18 protein-coding genes are annotated in these 17,887 nt (G+C 56.2%); 5 read left to right on the plus strand and 13 right to left on the minus strand.

All coding sequences use genetic code 11. The annotated features are described in order from the left end of the window. Positions 1-276: 276 nt before the first annotated feature. The 3 genes from speD to AC6I8X_RS03930 all read right to left on the minus strand — a co-directional run bounded on the left by speD (position 277) and on the right by AC6I8X_RS03930 (position 2,440). Positions 277-1,092, minus strand: coding sequence for an adenosylmethionine decarboxylase (speD, locus tag AC6I8X_RS03920; RefSeq protein ID WP_313689639.1), 816 nt, complete (start codon positions 1,090-1,092; stop codon positions 277-279). Positions 1,093-1,120: 28 nt separating this feature from the next. Further along, positions 1,121-1,984 carry a polyamine aminopropyltransferase gene (gene speE / locus AC6I8X_RS03925; RefSeq protein WP_299457380.1) on the minus strand — a complete coding sequence of 288 codons (864 nt, stop codon included), beginning with the start codon at positions 1,982-1,984 and terminating at the stop codon, positions 1,121-1,123. Between the two features lie 108 nt (positions 1,985-2,092). Then, positions 2,093-2,440, minus strand: coding sequence for a YacC family pilotin-like protein (locus AC6I8X_RS03930; protein WP_084872772.1), 348 nt, complete (start codon positions 2,438-2,440; stop codon positions 2,093-2,095). Between the two features lie 176 nt (positions 2,441-2,616). On the opposite strand from AC6I8X_RS03930, the gene cueO reads away from it, so the two are divergent. Then, positions 2,617-4,236 (plus strand): multicopper oxidase CueO, encoded by a 1,620-nt coding sequence (gene cueO, locus AC6I8X_RS03935; protein WP_497840606.1) that lies wholly within the window; start codon positions 2,617-2,619, stop codon positions 4,234-4,236. Here cueO and AC6I8X_RS03940 read toward each other — a convergent pair. Next, positions 4,233-5,513, minus strand: coding sequence for a cystathionine gamma-synthase family protein (locus AC6I8X_RS03940; RefSeq protein WP_497840607.1), 1,281 nt, complete (start codon positions 5,511-5,513; stop codon positions 4,233-4,235). The two genes, cueO and AC6I8X_RS03940, sit on opposite strands and share 4 nt — an antisense overlap. A gap of 168 nt (positions 5,514-5,681) precedes the next feature. Between AC6I8X_RS03940 and hpt the strand changes: the two genes are divergently transcribed. The 3 genes from hpt (at position 5,682) to AC6I8X_RS03955 (ending at position 8,140) form a co-directional block, all read left to right on the plus strand. Next, positions 5,682-6,218 (plus strand): hypoxanthine phosphoribosyltransferase, encoded by a 537-nt coding sequence (gene hpt, locus AC6I8X_RS03945; RefSeq protein WP_208714032.1) that lies wholly within the window; start codon positions 5,682-5,684, stop codon positions 6,216-6,218. Positions 6,219-6,446: 228 nt separating this feature from the next. Then, complete coding sequence (locus AC6I8X_RS03950) at positions 6,447-7,373, plus strand: ABC transporter ATP-binding protein (protein WP_299457372.1); 927 nt, start codon at positions 6,447-6,449, stop codon at positions 7,371-7,373. After that, positions 7,370-8,140: an ABC transporter permease gene (locus tag AC6I8X_RS03955; protein WP_084872784.1), complete on the plus strand. Its 771-nt coding sequence runs from the start codon at positions 7,370-7,372 to the stop codon at positions 8,138-8,140. The genes AC6I8X_RS03950 and AC6I8X_RS03955 overlap by 4 nt, the downstream gene beginning before the upstream one ends. Before the next feature lie 114 nt (positions 8,141-8,254). Here AC6I8X_RS03955 and panD read toward each other — a convergent pair whose 3' ends face one another. The 9 genes from panD to thpR all read right to left on the minus strand — a co-directional run bounded on the left by panD (position 8,255) and on the right by thpR (position 15,291). After that, complete coding sequence (gene panD, locus AC6I8X_RS03960) at positions 8,255-8,635, minus strand: aspartate 1-decarboxylase (protein ID WP_013507914.1); 381 nt, start codon at positions 8,633-8,635, stop codon at positions 8,255-8,257. A gap of 28 nt (positions 8,636-8,663) precedes the next feature. Continuing rightward, positions 8,664-9,518 (minus strand): pantoate--beta-alanine ligase, encoded by an 855-nt coding sequence (gene panC / locus AC6I8X_RS03965; RefSeq protein WP_299457366.1) that lies wholly within the window; start codon positions 9,516-9,518, stop codon positions 8,664-8,666. 15 nt (positions 9,519-9,533) lie between these two features. Then, positions 9,534-10,328 carry a 3-methyl-2-oxobutanoate hydroxymethyltransferase gene (gene panB / locus AC6I8X_RS03970; RefSeq protein WP_313686385.1) on the minus strand — a complete coding sequence of 265 codons (795 nt, stop codon included), beginning with the start codon at positions 10,326-10,328 and terminating at the stop codon, positions 9,534-9,536. An 81-nt stretch (positions 10,329-10,409) separates the two neighbouring features. Next, the gene (gene folK / locus AC6I8X_RS03975) at positions 10,410-10,895 is read right to left on the minus strand and encodes a 2-amino-4-hydroxy-6-hydroxymethyldihydropteridine diphosphokinase (protein WP_497840608.1); all 486 of its coding nucleotides are present in this window, start codon (positions 10,893-10,895) and stop codon (positions 10,410-10,412) included. Continuing rightward, positions 10,892-12,304: a polynucleotide adenylyltransferase PcnB gene (gene pcnB, locus AC6I8X_RS03980; protein WP_313686389.1), complete on the minus strand. Its 1,413-nt coding sequence runs from the start codon at positions 12,302-12,304 to the stop codon at positions 10,892-10,894. The genes folK and pcnB overlap by 4 nt, the downstream gene beginning before the upstream one ends. Before the next feature lie 38 nt (positions 12,305-12,342). Then, the gene (gene gluQRS / locus AC6I8X_RS03985; protein WP_497840609.1) at positions 12,343-13,272 is read right to left on the minus strand and encodes a tRNA glutamyl-Q(34) synthetase GluQRS; all 930 of its coding nucleotides are present in this window, start codon (positions 13,270-13,272) and stop codon (positions 12,343-12,345) included. Between the two features lie 72 nt (positions 13,273-13,344). Further along, a complete protein-coding gene (dksA, locus tag AC6I8X_RS03990; RefSeq protein WP_084872798.1) occupies positions 13,345-13,800 on the minus strand; it encodes an RNA polymerase-binding protein DksA in 456 nt (151 codons plus the stop codon). Between the two features lie 246 nt (positions 13,801-14,046). Then, the gene (sfsA, locus tag AC6I8X_RS03995; protein ID WP_497840610.1) at positions 14,047-14,751 is read right to left on the minus strand and encodes a DNA/RNA nuclease SfsA; all 705 of its coding nucleotides are present in this window, start codon (positions 14,749-14,751) and stop codon (positions 14,047-14,049) included. Continuing rightward, positions 14,752-15,291, minus strand: coding sequence for an RNA 2',3'-cyclic phosphodiesterase (thpR, locus tag AC6I8X_RS04000; RefSeq protein ID WP_313686377.1), 540 nt, complete (start codon positions 15,289-15,291; stop codon positions 14,752-14,754). It lies immediately after the preceding gene. Between the two features lie 25 nt (positions 15,292-15,316). On the opposite strand from thpR, the gene hrpB reads away from it, so the two are divergent. Then, on the plus strand, positions 15,317-17,794 hold the full coding sequence (hrpB, locus tag AC6I8X_RS04005) for an ATP-dependent helicase HrpB (protein WP_497840611.1): 2,478 nt from the start codon (positions 15,317-15,319) through the stop codon (positions 17,792-17,794). Positions 17,795-17,887 lie beyond the last annotated feature (93 nt).

Below are 17,887 nucleotides of genomic sequence, written 5' to 3' on the forward strand. Positions count from 1 at the left end.
CGGATGATGTATCATTTATTCTGCTATCAGTCTTATGTATATGAAATAATATTCAATCTTTTGTACATACGAAGAGTAGACGAACATTTCTGTTTATACAAAATGATAACTGATACCACACGGGCGTGTGTTTATTAATGGGTGGTACTAAAGTTCATCTTAATAATGATTTTTTTGATAAATTTTCGCGGCATCAAAGTATTGGCGGGCTGCTGCCCGCCATAAAAAATGGTAAAGATAACGTCTAAGTTGACTGAACCATTTCCGTGAAAGGTGTCAGAACGCTCCTGGCTTCAGGCCCACCGACGGAATATTGCGGCCGTAATAAATCTCCCGCATCTCTTTCCACAGCAAGCTGGTTATACGCTTATGTTCCTGCGGGCTGAGATCTTCCGGTTTGGTATTGAACAGGTAATGCTTCAGGTCAAATTCTTTCAGCAACATCTTAGTATGAAAGATATTTTCCTGGTAAACGTTCACGTCCAGCATGTCATACATTGATTTCATATCGTCAGACATAAAGTTCTGAATCGAGTTAATCGCATGATCAATGAAGTGCTTCACGCCATTCACATCGCGGGTGAAACCACGCACGCGATAATCAATGGTGACGATGTCGGATTCCAGCTGGTGAATCAGATAATTTAACGCTTTCAGCGGGGAAATCACGCCGCAGGTCGAGACTTCGATATCGGCGCGGAAGGTGCATAATCCGCCTTCCGGGTGGCTCTCCGGATAGGTATGCACGCAGATATGGCTTTTATCGAGATGGGCGACAACCGAGTTAGGCAGTGGGCCGGGGTGCTCTGAGTTATCGATATCTTTCGGATCCATCGGCTCCTCGCTCACCAAAATGGTGACGCTCGCGCCTTGTGGTTCATAGTCCTGGCGCGCGATGTTGAGCACGTTAGCACCAATGATCGAGCAGGTTTCTGTCAGGATTTCGGTCAGACGGTTGGCGTTATATTGCTCATCAATATAAGCGATGTAACCATCACGCTCAGCTTCAGTATTTGCATAGCAAATATCGTAAATACAAAAACTCAGGCTCTTTGTCAGGTTGTTGAAGCCATGTAGTTTTAGCTTTTGCAATTTCGTTCACCCCCTTATAAATGTCCGATCAGCGCGCGTCTGACAGGGCATTCAACAGATATTGCGGCAGGGCAAAGCTGCCAGTATGGATTGCCGGATTGTAGTAACGGCAGTTCAGGCCAGCGGCCACAAAACGTGACTGCAAGGTCGCGCTGTCGAGCGTGCGCAGCGCCGGATTGTCGCTTGCCCAGGCAAAGGTCATGATGCCGCCGTAGTAGGTCGGGATCGCTGCCTGATAAAAACTGACATCGGAAAAGTAGTGGCTGAGTTTGCGATGGCTGTTAACCGCTTCATCTTGTTGCAGAAAACAGACGCCGTTCTGCGCCACAAAAATGCCGCCAGGGTTGAGGGCGTTTTTGCAACCGGCATAGAACTCCGAAGTGAACAGGCTCTCTCCCGGACCGATCGGGTCGGTACAGTCGGAGATGATCACATCGAATTTTTCCTGCGTCTGATTGACGAAGTTGACGCCATCGTCAATCACCAGCTGCAAACGTGCATCGTCGTAAGCCCCTGCGCTGTGGTTCGGCAGGTACTGCTTACAGAAGCTCACCACACCCGCATCGATCTCCACCATGGTGATCTGTTCGATGCTGCGATGACGTGATACTTCGCGCAGCATGGCACCATCGCCACCGCCGATGATCAGCACACGTTTCGCCGCCCCGTGCGCCAGAATCGGTACATGGGTCATCATTTCATGGTAAATGAATTCATCACGCTCGGTGGTTTGTACCACGCCGTCCAGCGCCATAACGCGACCGAAAGCCGCATTTTCGAAGATGACGAGATCCTGATGCGCGGTTTTATCACGGTAGAGTTCTTTATCAACCGTGAAATATTGTCCGAAACCGGCATGAAGGGTTTCATACCACATTTCATTTTGGGCCATGATGAGGCTCTCCTGTAATGACATCGCCATGAAAATGGGCGGCAAATCATAGCGAATTATGACCGTGGTTGCACGGTCAAATGTTCAGCAGGAGAGCGGGGCAGCAGGTTATTTCACGTAGGCGAGCAGGCTCAGGGAATCCCGTGCCAGCGACTTACACTTCTTGTCGTTGGTGATGGCGATGCCGCTCAGATCTTTATAACTGTCTTCGCCGAGCGCTTTCATGTTGAAGGTGCTGTAGTTACTCAAATCCCAGCGATTCTGCTGGGCGAAAAACACCAGAGCCTTGCGAATCTGCGCATCGGGGAGATCCTGATAGCCGCAATCATTCTTCAGATAGACAAAAACCGCCGTCAGATCAGCCAGATCTTCCGCTTCGGATTCGCTCAGGGCAAAGCTGGTGGAGGAGAAGCCAAGGAGTCCCGCCAGCAGCAGGATCTTGATGCTTTTCGACATAATCATTCTCAACAGGGGGCAATAAAATGACGTTAACACAGATATTGGCAGGATTCTGATAAATTTGCCGCCGTGGCGCTCGCCACACTTTTTTTCGGTGCATTCTGCAGCAGGGCTTGACCCTCCCGCAGGGGCAAGGTTTACGCTGTGCCCTTATGCACAATAAGGATATGAATATGCAACGTCGTCATTTTCTGAAGCTGACTGCCGCCCTCAGCGCGGCAGGTGCCCTGCCCATGTGGAGCCGTTCGCTGATGGCCGCCACGCGACCGCTGCTGCCTATCCCCAACCTGCTGGAAGCGGATGCACACGGCAACTACAACCTGACCGCTCAGGCGGGCACCAGCCAGTGGAATGGCAAAGCGGTGCCGACCTGGGGCTACAACGGCAGCCTGTTTGGGCCGGCAATTGTGCTTCAGCGGGGTAAACCGGTCACGGTGAATATTCATAACCGTTTGCCCGACGCCACCACTGTTCACTGGCACGGGCTGGAAATTCCGGGCGCGGTGGATGGGGGGCCACAGGCGACTATCGCACCAGGAGCATCGCGCCAGGTGACCTTTACGCCCGATCAACCCGCCGCTACCTGCTGGTTTCATCCTCATCAGCATGGCAAAACTGGCTATCAGGTGGCGCAGGGGCTGGCGGGGTTGGTGCTGTTGCAGGATGAGGCGTCTGGCAAACTGCGTTTGCCGGTGCAGTGGGGCGTTGACGATGTACCGCTGATTTTCCAGGACAAGCAACTGAGTTCGGATGGTACGCGGATTGATTATCAGCTCGATGTCATGCGTGCGGCGGTGGGCTGGTTTGGCGACATGATGCTGACCAATGGCGTGCAGTACCCGCAACACGCGGTACCGCGTGGCTGGTTACGCCTGCGTCTGCTGAACGGTTGTAATGCGCGTTCATTGCATATTGCCACCAGCGACCAGCGTCCGCTGTATGTGATTGGCAGCGATGGTGGCCTGTTGGCCGAGCCGGTAAAAGTGGACAGCCTGCCACTGCTGCCCGGCGAGCGTTTTGAAGTGATGGTGGATACCTCGGACGGTAAAAGCTTTGACATGGTGACGCTGCCGGTGACGCAAATGGGCATGATGCTGGCACCGTTTGATCAACCGTTGCCGCTGGTGAATATCCTGCCATTACGTGTGATGGCAAGCGCTTCGCTACCGGATAAGCTGGTGGATGTGCCGCCGCTGCCCGCCACGGACGGGCTGCAAACCCGCTGGCTGCAACTGATGATGGACCCGCAACTCGATAGCCAGGGGATGCAGGCGCTGATGGATCGCTATGGCGCGAAAGCCATGGGCAGCATGGACGGTCATCACGCGATGAGCATGCCCCAGGGGCAAACGCAGGGCGATATGAAGATGGATATGGGTGATATGCCGATGGATCATAGCAAGATGGCGATGGATCACAGCGGCCATGGCAAGGCTGCCGGTTATGATTTCCACAATGGCAACAAGATCAACGGCATCGCCTTTGATATGACCAAACCGATGTTCGATGTGAAGCTCGGCAGCATGGAAAAGTGGACGATTTCCGGCGAGGGCGACAGCATGCTGCATCCATTCCATATCCACGGCACCCAGTTCCGTATTCTGTCCGAAAACGGCAAGCCGCCAGCCCCGCATCGTCAGGGCTGGAAGGACATGGTCAGCGTCAACGGCTGGCGCAGTGAAGTGCTGGTGCGCTTCGATTATGTCGCCAGCGCTGAACAGGCGTATATGGCCCATTGCCATCTGCTGGAACATGAGGACACCGGCATGATGCTGGGCTTCACCGTGACTTAATCGGCCAGCGCCTGACGGATATCCTCAATTAAATCATCGGCATGTTCGATGCCGATCGACAAACGGACAGTGGCGTCAGTGATACCAATGCGCTGACGCACCTCCGCCGCCACCCCGGAATGGGTGGTGCTGGCCGGATGGCTGGCCAGCGATTCGGTCCCCCCCAGACTCACCGCCAGTTTGAACAGCCCCAGCGCATTGAGGAAACGAAACGCTGCTGGTTGCCCGCCGCGAATATCAAAGGAAAAGGTCGAACCTGCGCCGAAACACTGGCGGCGATAGGTCTCTCCTGCGCTGCTGTTTTTATCCAGATAAGGTAGCCAGTGCAGCTTTTCCACCTGAGGTTGATCGCGCAGGAACGCCGCCACTCGCGCCGCATTGTGCGCCGCTTTCTCCATGCGCAGCGCCAGGGTTTCCAGCGAACGGCCAATCATCCAGCTGGAGTGGGGATCAAGCTGGGTGCCGATCGCGCTGCGTAGTGAGCGTACCTGATCGATCAACGCTTTCCTGCCCAGCACCGCACCGGCAATCAAATCCGAATGGCCGCCAACGTATTTGGTGAGTGAATACAGCGACAGGTCGGCACCCTGTTCCAGCGGGCGCTGAAACAACGGACCGAGCAGGGTGTTATCACAGGCGATGATCGGTCGCGATCCCTGATGCTGCGCAATCACCTCGGCCACCTGCACCATCAATTTAATATCCACCAGGCTGTTGGTGGGATTGGCAGGGGTCTCAATCAGGATCAATGCCACCCGCCCACGCTGCCAGGCCAGTTTGGCCGCTTCGTGGACTTTCTCCTCATCGGTGCCGTCGCTAAAACCCACCGCTTTGATTTCCAGATTATGCAGCGTTTTGCTCAGCAGGGTTTCGGTGCCACCGTACAGCGGCTGGGAATGCAGAATCACCTCGCCAGGCCGGGCGAAGGTCAGCAGCGTGGTGGCAATGGCCGCCATGCCGGAGGAGAACAGCGCGGCCTTTTCTGCGCCTTCGTAAATCGCCAGTCGGTCTTCGACAATTTCGCTATTGGGGTGATTGAAACGTGAATAGACCAGCCCGCCACTTTTTCCTTCTGGCGGTTCACGCCGTCCGGCGACGAAATCAAAGAAATCTTTCCCCTCTTCGGCGCTGTTAAACACAAAGGTGGAGGTGAGAAACACCGGTGGCTTCACCGCGCCTTCGGACAGACGTGGATCGTAACCGTAATTCAGCATCTGGGTTTCGGGGTGAAGCGAATGATGGCCAGCTTGCGATTTTTTACTGGATGAAGAGGTCATAACGTCTCCGGTTGGCAGGGGATCGCTGTTGGGCGCTTTTCATACAGTTAACGTCAGAGCAATATTTTTCGCCACGGTAACGTTTGCGTTGTGTGCGCGGCGTCAGTGCTTAAATGGACTATGATAGACTGCGTGGCTTTCTGAGATATCAAACCCAGGCAGAATGCAATGAAACACACCGTAGACGTGATGATCTCTGAGCAGGAGATTGCAACCCGTATTGCCGAACTGGGCAAGCAGATTAGCGACCACTACCGTAACAGCGGCAGCGAAATGGTGCTGGTTGGTCTGCTGCGCGGTTCCTTTATGTTTATGGCCGATTTGTGCCGTGCCGTTGAGGTGCCACACGAAGTCGACTTTATGACCGCTTCCAGTTACGGCAGCGGCATGTCCACCACCCGTGATGTGAAGATCCTGAAAGATCTCGATGAAGACATTCGCGGCAAAGACGTGTTGATCGTTGAAGACATCATCGACTCCGGCAACACCCTGAGCAAAGTGCGCGAGATCCTGCGCCTGCGCGAACCCAAATCACTGGCCATTTGTACCCTGCTGGATAAGCCGGAACGCCGTGAGGTGGATGTGACGGTAGAATACGTCGGTTTCTCCATCCCGGACGAATTCGTGGTGGGTTTTGGCATCGATTATGCCCAGCGCTACCGCCATCTGCCGTACATCGGTAAAGTGGTGCTGCTTGACGAATAACCGCACAATCTTCCAAGGCTAACCTTTCCCGCCTGCGATAAGATGCGCAGCCCGTCGGCCAGTGGCTGGCGGGCATTCTGCTGCGTTTCCCTGCGGCGCGCAGAGTGATAGACTCTGCCCGACTCCTTTGATTTCACAACCTTTATCCCAGCGAACGCGCACGTACCGCTCGCGCACACTATCATTTCAACAGGCAATGATGTCACTACAACAAGGTATGGACTCGCAATGACTTATGCACTGGAACTTTCCGGGCTGATCAAGACCTATCCAGGCGGCGTACAGGCGCTGAAAGGGATCGATCTCAGCGTGGAAGCAGGTGATTTTTACGCCTTACTGGGGCCGAACGGTGCCGGTAAGTCCACCACCATCGGCATTATCAGCTCACTGGTCAATAAATCTGGCGGCAGCGTTCGCGTGTTTGGCTATGACCTGGAAAAAGATGTGGTCAACGCCAAGCGTCAGCTCGGGCTGGTGCCGCAGGAATTCAACTTCAACCCGTTCGAAACCGTGCTACAGATTGTGGTTAATCAGGCGGGTTACTACGGTGTGGAACGTCGCGAAGCCAATCAACGCGCCGAAAAATACCTGAAACAGCTCGATCTCTGGGGTAAACGCAACGAACGTGCGCGGATGCTGTCCGGCGGTATGAAACGTCGTCTGATGATTGCCCGCGCGCTGATGCATGAACCCAAGTTGCTGATCCTTGATGAGCCGACGGCGGGGGTCGATATTGAGCTGCGTCGTTCGATGTGGGTATTCCTGAAAGAGCTAAACGCCAGGGGCACCACCATCATTCTGACCACCCACTACCTGGAAGAAGCGGAAATGCTGTGCCGCAATATCGGCATTATCCAGAGCGGTGAACTGGTGGAAAACACCTCGATGAAAGGACTGCTGTCCAAGCTGCAATCCGAAACGTTTATCCTCGATTTAGCGCCACGCAGCCCGCTGCCGCAGCTGGAAGGCTTCCAGTATCGTCTGGTCGATACCTCCACACTGGAAGTGGAAGTGATGCGTGAGCAGGGGCTGAACAGCGTGTTCAGCCAGCTGAGTGCGCAGGGGGTGCAGGTGCTGAGTATGCGTAACAAAGCTAACCGCCTTGAGGAGCTGTTTGTCAGCCTGGTGCAGGGAAAAACAGGAGCGAAAGCATGACGCATTTGTATTGGGTAGCGCTCAAGAGCATCTGGACCAAAGAGATCAACCGTTTTGCCCGCATCTGGATTCAGACGCTGGTGCCGCCGGTGATCACCATGACCCTGTATTTCATTATTTTCGGCAATCTGATTGGTTCGCGTATCGGTGATATGCATGGTTTCAGCTACATGCAATTTATCGTGCCGGGCCTGATCATGATGGCGGTGATCACCAACGCCTACGCTAACGTGGCATCTTCCTTCTTCAGCGCCAAGTTCCAGCGCAATATTGAGGAGCTGCTGGTGGCACCGGTGCCGACGCACATTATCATCGCGGGTTATGTTGGCGGTGGCGTGGCGCGTGGCGTCTGCGTCGGCATTCTGGTCACGGCGATATCGCTGTTTTTCGTGCCCTTCCATGTGTATTCATGGTCAATGGTGGCGCTGACGTTACTGCTGACGGCGATTCTATTCTCGCTTGCCGGTTTGCTGAACGCGGTGTTTGCCCGCACCTTTGATGATATCAGCCTGATTCCGACCTTTGTGCTGACACCGTTAACCTATCTGGGCGGCGTCTTTTACTCACTGACGCTGCTGCCACCGTTCTGGCAGATGGTGTCAAAACTGAACCCGATTGTGTATATGATCAGTGGCTTCCGCTACGGTTTCCTCGGCATCAATGATGTGCCGCTGGAGTTGACCTTGTCGGTGCTGGTGGCGTTTATCGTGGTGTTTTACGCGGTGGTGTATGTGCTGATTCAGCGCGGCAGAGGACTGCGCAGCTAAGGTGAAGCTCGAACGTAGCGGCGCGATTTATCGCGCTGTTTTTTTAAAACCCGCGCGATAAATCGCGCCGCTACGGGATCAGATGGGGCGGGATAACATCCCGCCCGTATTGGATCAGGCGACCTGAACCGGCAGCGCTTTGGCTATCCGCTTCATCTCGTTATCGCCCTCAAAATAGGCCACTTTCGGCTGCCAGCTACGCGCGACTTCATCTTCCACCTGCACATAAGAACAGATGATCATAATATCGCCCTCGCAGGCACAGCGGGCGGCTGCGCCGTTGACGGAGATAATCTTTGAGCCACGCTCAGCGGCAATGGCGTAGGTAGAGAAACGCTGGCCGTTGGTCACGTTGTAGATGTCGATGGCTTCATATTGCAGAATGCCAGATGCATCCAGGAAGTCCTGGTCGATGGCGCAGGAACCTTCGTAATTCAAATCTGCCTGAGTCACTTTGACGCGGTGCAGTTTGCCCTGTAATACGGTACGAATCATGGCGGTACAACCTTCTATAAACGATCCCTTACTGGGTCAGATCTACTTGCTGATTATCGATCAGACGCGCATTGCCCAGCCACGCGGCCATCAGAATCACGGCCTGTTTGCTATCGACGGTCAGCGCCTGCAACGTTTCGGCATCGCAAATCGCCAGCCCGTCCGGGCGGAAACCTTTCTCGCGTAACGCCTGTTCGGCGTGTTCAATAATCTCTTCCACATGGCGCTCGCCATTGCTGAGGCGCTCTGCCATGCTGTTCATCACCTGGCTTAAGCCCGGTGCCAGTGTACGCTCATCGGCGGTGAGATAGCCATTACGCGAGCTGAGGGCTAAGCCATCTTTGGCGCGTACCGTGGGAACACCGACAATCTCGATGTCGAAACCCATATCCGCCACCATCTTGCGGATAATAGCCAACTGCTGAAAATCTTTTTCACCAAAGCAGGCAATATCCGGCTGCACCAGGTTGAACAGCTTGCTGACAATGGTGGAGACGCCACGAAAATGGCCCGGACGGGCGGCTCCTTCCAGCAGCGATGACAGACCCGGGACTTCCACGAAGGTCTGGGTATCGAGGCCTTTGGGGTAGACGTCTGCCGGGGCAGGGGCGAACACCAAATCAACACCATGGCGATTCAGCTTTTCGCAATCATCCTGCAAAGTGCGGGGGTAGCGCGCTAAATCGTCCGGACGATCAAACTGCATTGGGTTAACAAAAATCGACGTCACCACGATATCGGCACGCGCGCGCGCTTCATCGACCAGTGTCATATGTCCATCATGCAGGTTGCCCATAGTAGGCACCAGCGCGATACGTTTGCCTTCCTGACGCCAGCGACGGATCTCGTGACGCAGCATCGGCAGTGTTTCAATGATCAGCACTGCACATCTCCTGATTTACTGGAAACTGTGTTCGGCGGCCGGGTAACTGCCCGCCTCAACTTCGGCAATATACTGGCGAATCGCAGCGCGAATGTCGCCGGTTTCCGCGAGGAAATTTTTAGCGAATTTCGGGATATGGCCGCCGGTGATCCCAAAGGCATCATGCATCACCAGAATCTGTCCGTCGGTTACGTTTCCGGCACCGATGCCAATCACCGGGATGGTGAGCGCTTTGGTGACGCGTTCTGCCAGCGTCACCGGCACGCACTCCAGCACCAGCAGCTGTGCACCCGCTGCTTCCAGCGCCAGCGCATCGGCCAGCAGGCGTTCCGCTCCGGCTTCGTCGCGGCCCTGTACTTTATAGCCGCCGAAGATATTCACCGACTGCGGCGTTAAGCCGAGGTGACCACACACCGGTACCGCGCGCTCGGTCAGCATTTTTACGGTTTCCGCCAGCCAGGCACCGCCTTCCAGTTTGACCATATTGGCACCGGCGCGCATCAGCTGGGCCGCGTTGTCAAAGGTCTGCTCCGGGGTGGCATAACTCATAAACGGCAGATCGGCCATCACCAGCGCCTGTGGAGCGCCACGGCGCACCGCTGCGGTGTGGTAGGCAATATCGGCAACAGTAACCGGCAGAGTTGATTCGTGGCCCTGCACCGTCATGCCAAGTGAATCGCCAATCAGCAGGACCTGGATGCCCTCGTCAGCAAACAGACGGGCAAAGCTGAAGTCGTAGGCCGTCAGAGTGGCAAATTTGCGGCCACTGGCTTTCCACTGGCGTAAATGGGAGATAGTTGTGGGTTTCATCGCACGCTCTCAGTATTTTCTGATGGGCGCAGTGTACTGGATTGAAAGGGGAGGCGATACGATTGCCGTGCGATTCTGGGGTTACTCAGACCAGAAACGAATCTCGCTTTGATCGAGCGCAGCCAGCAGCGGGGCCAGCGGGGTGCCATCGGGGAAAGTGAGCTGGGGAGCGAGCTCCAGCAGCGGTAACAACATAAACGCGCGGTTGTGCATATCGTAATGCGGCACCGTCAGACGCGGGGTGTTAATCACCGTGTCGCCAAACAGCAGGATATCCAGATCGAGCGTACGCGGACCCCAGCGCTCGGCTTTGCGCACCCGGCCATGTTCCAGTTCAATGCGCTGGGTATGGTCGAGTAAACTTTCGGCTGAAAGCCCGGTTTCCAGCGCAACCACGGCGTTGAGGTAATCAGGCTGATCCGGCGGGCCATAAGGCGGGGTGCGATACAACGAGGACGTCGCCACGCGGCGGGTTTGCGGTATCGCATCCAGCGCCGCCAGCGCTGCATCAACCTGATGCAGCGGGTCGGCGAGGTTGCTGCCTAAGGCGAGATAAACGCGGGTCATGGCGCGCTGTTGTTGCGCGGTGCCGCCGGACGGCGACGCGGACGACGCGGTTTACGGCGTGGCGCAGGATCGTCACCCAGCGTGTTCAGCATGTTTTTCTGCTGCGTCGGTGCTGCGGCCTGGAATTCACCCCACCACTGGCTCAGACGTTGCAGTTCCGGGTTATTTTCCACATCGGCACGCAATGCCAGCAGGTCATAGGCGGCGCGGAATTTCGGATGTTCCATCAGCTTCCACGCACGTTTGCCGTGGCGGCGTGACATGCGCAACTGCAACTGCCATATATCGCGAATCAGCGTGGTGATACGCTTCGGAATCGCCAGCGCGCGGCAGGCTTCATCCAGTGTTTCATTCATCGCCAGCGCAAAGGCATCGTAATAGGTCAGGCCGCTTTCCTGGGCAATCTGCTCAGCAGACTCCAGTTGCGGATACCAGAACATCGCAGCAAACAGGAACGCCGGATTGACGCGCATATCATTCTGAATGCGGGTATCGGTATTTTTCAGCACCTGTGCCAGCATACGCTCCATTGAGCTGTCGCTGTGCTCGGTGAAACCGCGCGTCAGTGTCGGGAACAACGGCTGGAACAGCTGATATTCGCGCATCATCTGATAGGTGCGGTAGCCGTAACCGGCCTGTAGCAGCTTGAGCGACTCTTCGAACAGACGTGCGGGCGGAATATCATGCAACAGCGTCGCCAGGCGCGGAATCGGCTCGGCGGTTTCTGCGGCAATGCTCATCTCCAGCTTGGCGGCAAAACGCACCACGCGCAGCATCCGCACCGGATCTTCGCGATAGCGCGTTTCCGGATCGCCAATCATACGAATGACGCCCTGCTGCAAATCCTGTAAACCGCCGACGTAATCACGCACAGTGAAATCCGCCACGCTGTAATACAGGCTGTTGATGGTGAGATCGCGACGCTGGGCATCATCTTCGATGCTGCCAAAGATGTTATCGCGCAGCAGCATACCGCTTTGCGCGCGCTGTGAGCTGTTGCGATCTTCTTCTTCGGCTTCTTCTATCTGGTGATGGCCACGGAAGGTCGCGACTTCAATCACTTCCGGTCCGAACATGACGTGAGCCAGACGGAAACGGCGTCCGACCAGACGACAGTTGCGGAACAGTTTACGCATTTGTTCCGGCGTGGCGTTGGTAGTGACATCGAAATCTTTGGGTTTTTTACCCAGCAGCAAATCGCGCACGCCGCCGCCTACCAGGTAGGCTTCGTAACCGGCTTTATTCAGGCGATAGAGCACTTTGAGGGCATTTTCGCTGATATCTTTGCGTGAGATGTTGTGGCTTTCACGGGGAATAACGGTCATCAGACTTTCGGTTTCCACCTCTTCAGGCGCCTCCTCGTCACGCTTGAGGACTCTCCGGCAAAAATTAGCGACTCGGGTAAAAATGGGACACCTCGACAGTGACATTAGTGGTGTTAGTAAAATCAGCGGCTAATCATAGCCTGTTGCGAACCATTTGAGAATGGCGTTGTCATTTCAACTGGCCTCAGGGCGTTCTCCAGTGGGATCAGACGGATATTCCACTGGTTAATCGCCGTCTTAAGCAGGGTTTCCAGCGATTCGTCCTGCCAGCCTGGTGATACCGGCTGACCCAAAAAGTGTAATGCCTGCACCAGCAGTGGCCGGGGATCACCCGCAGGCAGCGCGGGCGCATGGTTTTGCTTCGATAACTTGTTGCCATCGCCATTCACCGCCAGCGGCAGATGCAGATATTCCGGCACCGGCCAGCCAAATTGCTGATACAGCGCAATCTGGCGGACTGTCGGCTCGATCAAATCAGCACCGCGTACAATCTCGGTCATGCCCTGAAAATGGTCATCCACCACCACAGCCAGGTTATAGGCGAACAGGCCATCGCGGCGATGGATAATAAAATCCTCTCGCGCCAGCCGTGTGTCCGCCAGCAAATGACCCCGCAGACGATCGTCAAAGCCATACACCGGCGTATGCTGGCGCAGGCGCAGCGCGGCGTTTTCCGCTGGCAGCTGCAACTCGCGGCAGTGGCCATCATAAAAACCGCCCAGCTGCTGAATGCGGCTGCGTGTACAGGTACAGAAATAACTCTGACGCTGCTCCCGCAACCAGTTTAACGCCGCGCGGTAAGCCTCATGGCGCTGTGACTGCCACAGCACCTCACCATCCCAGTGCAAGCCATAATGTTCCAGCTGTTGCAGAATGCGGGTCGCGGCACCCGGTACTTCACGCGGTGGATCGATATCTTCAATACGCACCAGCCAGCGCCCCTGTTGCGCGCGGGCACTCAGGTAGCTGCCTAACGCAGCAATAAGCGAGCCAAAATGAAGTTCACCAGAGGGAGAGGGGGCGAAGCGCCCAATACAGGGAAGGTTAGACATTTTTTGATGCGCACCGCACGGCGGGAAAACAGTGGTTTTCCCTGCCGTACGGTGACAGTCTGTTCACGGCCATTAGCCTGCCATCTGTTTCTCGCGGATTTCTGCCAGCGTTTTACAGTCAATGCAGAGATCGGCGGTCGGACGCGCTTCCAGACGACGAATACCAATTTCAACACCGCAGGATTCGCAGTAGCCGAAATCGTCATCTTCCACTTTCTTCAGCGTCTTCTCGATCTTTTTGATCAGCTTACGCTCACGATCGCGGTTACGCAGTTCCAGACTGAATTCCTCTTCCTGCGCGGCACGGTCAACCGGATCCGGGAAGTTGGCAGCTTCATCCTGCATATGCGACACAGTACGGTCGACTTCATCCCTGAGTTGATTGCGCCAGGCTTCCAGAATCTTGCGGAAGTGGTTCAGCTGGGCTTCGTTCATATACTCTTCGCCCGGTTTCTCCTGATACGGCTCCACCCCAGCGATGGCGAGGATACTCAGGGACGATGTTTTACGGTTTTGCCCTTCTTGCATGTTGTTTCTCCTGGATAACACGCACTACCCTTGATACTTCAGATTGCATGCGGCAAGGCCGTCTTCCTGCAACCCGAGTTACTTTGGGTTTATCGATTCCCAACAGGGAAAAAAACAGGCCGCTATAAATAGCAGAAGCAATCAAGGTTGGCAATTATTCATGATCGCACCTTGACAAGCCTGTGAGGAACAGCGTATTTAGCGCACCACTCGGAACATTCCTATCACACCAAATTGCTAAGAATATTACAACTCTACCCTTATCGGCCGCGTCAGTAACATTTTTAGCGGGGAGATGTGAGCCTGATACGCCAATACTTCCACGCCACGCCGCTGCGCCTGTACCAGTAGTTCCGCGTACTGCGCGTCGATATGGCGCGCCGGGGAAACGTCCTCAATCCCCGTATGCAGAACAGCAAACAACAAAACGGCTCGATGGCCTTCTGCCGCGATTTGTGTCAGTTCGCGCAGATGCTTTTGCCCGCGAGTCGTCACCGCATCCGGAAAATAGCCTTTACCGTGTTGTAAAAGTGTGACGGACTTGACTTCAATATAGCAGTTTGATCTGTCATCCGCCCGCAACAGGAAATCAATTCGGCTTTTTTCCGTGCCGTATTTTACCTCAGGCTGGCAGTGCTCATAAGAGGATAATTCTGGAATCGCAGCAGAGATCAACGCTTCTTTCACCAGCTGATTGGCACGCAGGGTGTTGACGCAGATCCAGTGGCTCTGCTGGGTTTCGGTCAGTTCCCAGCTGTGCGGGTATTTGCGCGTCACGCTATCAGAAGTGGAATACCACACCGTATCGCCTGGCGTGGCGCAACCGGTCATGGCACCGGTATTCGCGCAATGAATGGTCAGCGTTTCCCCTTCGGGGGTGATCACATCCGCTAAGAAACGCTTATAGCGGGTAATTAAACGGGCCGGTTTGAGCGGCGGGGAGAAAAGCATTCAGTCTCCTGTGGTGGCGGATAGCGGCCAGCGGGCCAGCGCCTGATAATGGGTGCGGCCTTTCTCGAAACGTGACGAAAACAGCGCAAAATGGCTGACATCAACACGCCAGTGAAAGCCGCGCGGTGGAAGCGCCACTTTTTGCGTGGCGTTACGCCACAGGGTGACATGCGGATGAAACGACGGTGCGTTTTGCGCGCAGCCGTGACGCGCAGCCTGCGCCCGCAACAGATTCGCCAGTTGCAGTAACCCGCGCGGCGGACGCTGGCAGCCCAGCCACACCACGCCGGGACGCGGCCAATGGCCAGCATCATCCAGATCGAGTGCAAAGCCGGGTTGCGTGATGCGCGCAGCCAGCTGCTGCAAACGTTGCGAGGTGTCATCGCTGACCTCACCGAGAAACGCCAGCGTCAGGTGCAGATTCGCTGCCGCAATCGGCCTGCCGATATCTTCAGCAAAATTCTCCGCCCGCCAGCGCACCAGCTGCTGTTGCAGCGCGGCGGGCAGTTCGAGAGCAAAAAACAGACGTTGCGTTGCCATGATGGACTCTGCGGGGAATGCTACAATGCGCGCCATCTTAGCACAGGCAGAAACGGAGTTGAGTGTGAGTGAGTTACCGGTAAGCGAGGTGCTGCCTGAGCTGCTGGCCGCGCTGGCGCAGTCGCCCCAGGTACTGCTGGCGGCACCCACCGGCGCAGGTAAATCCACCTGGCTACCTTTACAACTACTGCAACAGGCGCAGTTGCCTGGCCGCATCATTATGCTGGAACCGCGGCGGCTGGCCGCACGCAATGTGGCGCAGCGGCTGGCGGAATTGCTCGGCGAACAACCGGGCGGCACCGTGGGCTATCGCCTGCGCGGGGAAAATTGCTGCGGGGCCGATACCCGGCTGGAAGTGGTCACCGAAGGTATTCTGACGCGCATGCTGCAACGCGATCCGATGCTGGAAGGGGTTTCTTTGGTGATCCTCGATGAGTTTCATGAGCGTAGCCTGCAAGCCGACCTGGCGCTGGCGCTGCTGCTGGATGTGCAGCAGGGGTTACGTGATGATCTGAAGATTCTGCTGATGTCGGCGACGCTGGATAACCAACGCCTGCGTAACCTGTTGCCGGATGCCCCGTTTATCGCCTCTGAGGGCCGTAGTTTCCCGGTGACTCGCCGTTACGCCTCGCTGAATAATCAACAGCGTTTTGAGGAGGCGGTGGCGCGGGAAGTGGCGCAGCTGCTGCGTGAAGAGCAAGGGTCGTTGTTGTTGTTCCTGCCGGGTGTGGCGGAAATCGAACGCGTCAAACGCGAGCTGGAAGCGCGGGTGAGCGAAGACGTTGATCTCTCTCCTTTATATGGCGCGTTATCGCTTGAAGCGCAACGCCGGGCGATTCTGCCGTCACCGCCGGGCCGCCGCAAAGTGGTGCTGGCCACCAATATCGCGGAAACCAGCCTGACGATTGAAGGTATCCGGCTGGTGGTGGATAGCGCGCTGGAGCGCGCGGCGCAGTTTGAGGTGCGCAGCGGCGTGACCCGGCTGCAAACGCAGCGTATCAGCCAGGCATCGATGACGCAGCGCGCAGGGCGTGCCGGACGCCTCGAACCGGGTATCTGCCTGCATCTGCTGCCGCAGGAGCAGGCATTAAGGGCAGCAGCCCAGAGCGAGCCGGAAATCCTGCACAGTGACCTGGCCTCGCTGCAAATCGATCTGCTGCAATGGGGTTGCCCGGATATCGCACAACTTAGCTGGCTGGATATGCCGCCTGCGCGCCATCTGCGCGCTGCGCGGGAGTTGCTGGCCCGGTTGGGAGCATTGGATGAGGCGGGGCGATTAACCACAACCGGCCGCAAAATGGCTGAATTGGGCAGCGATCCCCGTCTGAGCGCCATCCTGTGCGCGGCCGGACAAGATAAGAATGCCGTTGCCAGCGCCGCGTTATTGGTGGCGATTCTGGAGGAGCCGCCGCGCAGCGGCAGTGCTGACCTGCGCGATGCGCTGCATCGTCCACAATCGATGTGGCAACGGCGTGCCCGTCAATGGCAGCAGCGTCTCAACGCCAGCGGCGGCAATGTTGATGCGGATCGCTTTCCGGCGCTACTGGCTGCCGGATTTGCCGACCGGCTGGCGCAGCGTCGCGGCAGCAGCGCGCGTTATCAGCTGGCGAACGGTATTGGCGCGATGCTGGATGAGCAGGACGGTCTGAGCCGCAGCGAATGGCTGATTGCTCCCTCCTTATTACAGGGGGCCAGCGCGGCCGATGCGCGTATCCTGCTGGCACTGCCGGTGGATATCGATCAACTGCGCCAGCAATGCCCGCATTTGGTTGAACAGCGCACCGATGTGGAGTGGGATGAAGCGAAAGGGACGCTGCGCGCCTGGCGACGTGAAGTGGTGGGTGCGCTGGTCCTGAAAGCACAACCGCTGGCGCGGCCGGAACCGGAGGTGTTACATGCGTCGATGCTACGCTGGATCCGCGAAAAAGGTTTGGCGGTGCTGGGCTGGACGCCGGAGGCGGAACAGCTGCGCCTGCGTTTGCATTGTGCCGGATTATGGCTGCCGGAAGAGGCCTGGCCATCACTGGATGACGATACCTTGCTGGATACGCTGGAAAGCTGGCTGCTGCCGGAGATGAGTACGGTGCGCGATTTGAAGGGTTTGCAGAGCGTCAATCTTGTCAGCGCATTATTACATTTGCTGACATGGTCACAACGCCAGCGGCTGGATAGTGTGCTGCCAACTCATTACACTGTGCCGACCGGAAGCCGCCTGCCGATCCGCTACGATGCAGAGAAGCCACCCACGCTCGCGGTACGTATTCAGGAAATGTTTGGCGAAGCGCGTAACCCGGCTGTAGCTGATGGACGGGTGCCGCTGGTACTGGAGCTGTTGTCACCGGCGCACCGACCGTTGCAGATCACCCGTGACCTGGCGGCGTTCTGGCGTGGAGCATATCCTGAAGTACAGAAAGAGATGAAAGGGCGCTATCCCAAACATCCCTGGCCGGATGATCCGGCCAACGCCTTACCAACGAGGCGGACTAAAAAATTTTCATCGTGATCCTTTGGTATCGAATTCAGAGGGTTCTGCCATGCGCAGCACGAGAAAGCAGTTAGAGTAACGGCGCAGCCGTAGCTATGCCTGGAGAATAAA

The sequence above is a fragment of the Pantoea sp. X-Soil-TKNS-1280 genome (assembly GCF_059730475.1).

Bases quoted from the DNA above. Each gene is read 5' to 3' on its own strand.
- speE (WP_299457380.1), bottom strand. From the start codon at position 1,984: ATGGCCCAAAATGAAATGTGGTATGAAACCCTTCATGCCGGTTTCGGA.
- AC6I8X_RS03930 (WP_084872772.1), bottom strand. From the start codon at position 2,440: ATGTCGAAAAGCATCAAGATCCTGCTGCTGGCGGGACTCCTTGGCTTC.
- cueO (WP_497840606.1), top strand. From the start codon at position 2,617: ATGCAACGTCGTCATTTTCTGAAGCTGACTGCCGCCCTCAGCGCGGCA.
- AC6I8X_RS03940 (WP_497840607.1), bottom strand. From the start codon at position 5,513: ATGACCTCTTCATCCAGTAAAAAATCGCAAGCTGGCCATCATTCGCTT.
- hpt (WP_208714032.1), top strand. From the start codon at position 5,682: ATGAAACACACCGTAGACGTGATGATCTCTGAGCAGGAGATTGCAACC.
- AC6I8X_RS03950 (WP_299457372.1), top strand. From the start codon at position 6,447: ATGACTTATGCACTGGAACTTTCCGGGCTGATCAAGACCTATCCAGGC.
- AC6I8X_RS03955 (WP_084872784.1), top strand. From the start codon at position 7,370: ATGACGCATTTGTATTGGGTAGCGCTCAAGAGCATCTGGACCAAAGAG.
- panD (WP_013507914.1), bottom strand. From the start codon at position 8,635: ATGATTCGTACCGTATTACAGGGCAAACTGCACCGCGTCAAAGTGACT.
- panB (WP_313686385.1), bottom strand. From the start codon at position 10,328: ATGAAACCCACAACTATCTCCCATTTACGCCAGTGGAAAGCCAGTGGC.
- folK (WP_497840608.1), bottom strand. From the start codon at position 10,895: ATGACCCGCGTTTATCTCGCCTTAGGCAGCAACCTCGCCGACCCGCTG.
- gluQRS (WP_497840609.1), bottom strand. From the start codon at position 13,272: ATGTCTAACCTTCCCTGTATTGGGCGCTTCGCCCCCTCTCCCTCTGGT.
- dksA (WP_084872798.1), bottom strand. From the start codon at position 13,800: ATGCAAGAAGGGCAAAACCGTAAAACATCGTCCCTGAGTATCCTCGCC.
- sfsA (WP_497840610.1), bottom strand. From the start codon at position 14,751: ATGCTTTTCTCCCCGCCGCTCAAACCGGCCCGTTTAATTACCCGCTAT.
- thpR (WP_313686377.1), bottom strand. From the start codon at position 15,291: ATGGCAACGCAACGTCTGTTTTTTGCTCTCGAACTGCCCGCCGCGCTG.
- hrpB (WP_497840611.1), top strand. From the start codon at position 15,317: ATGCGCGCCATCTTAGCACAGGCAGAAACGGAGTTGAGTGTGAGTGAG.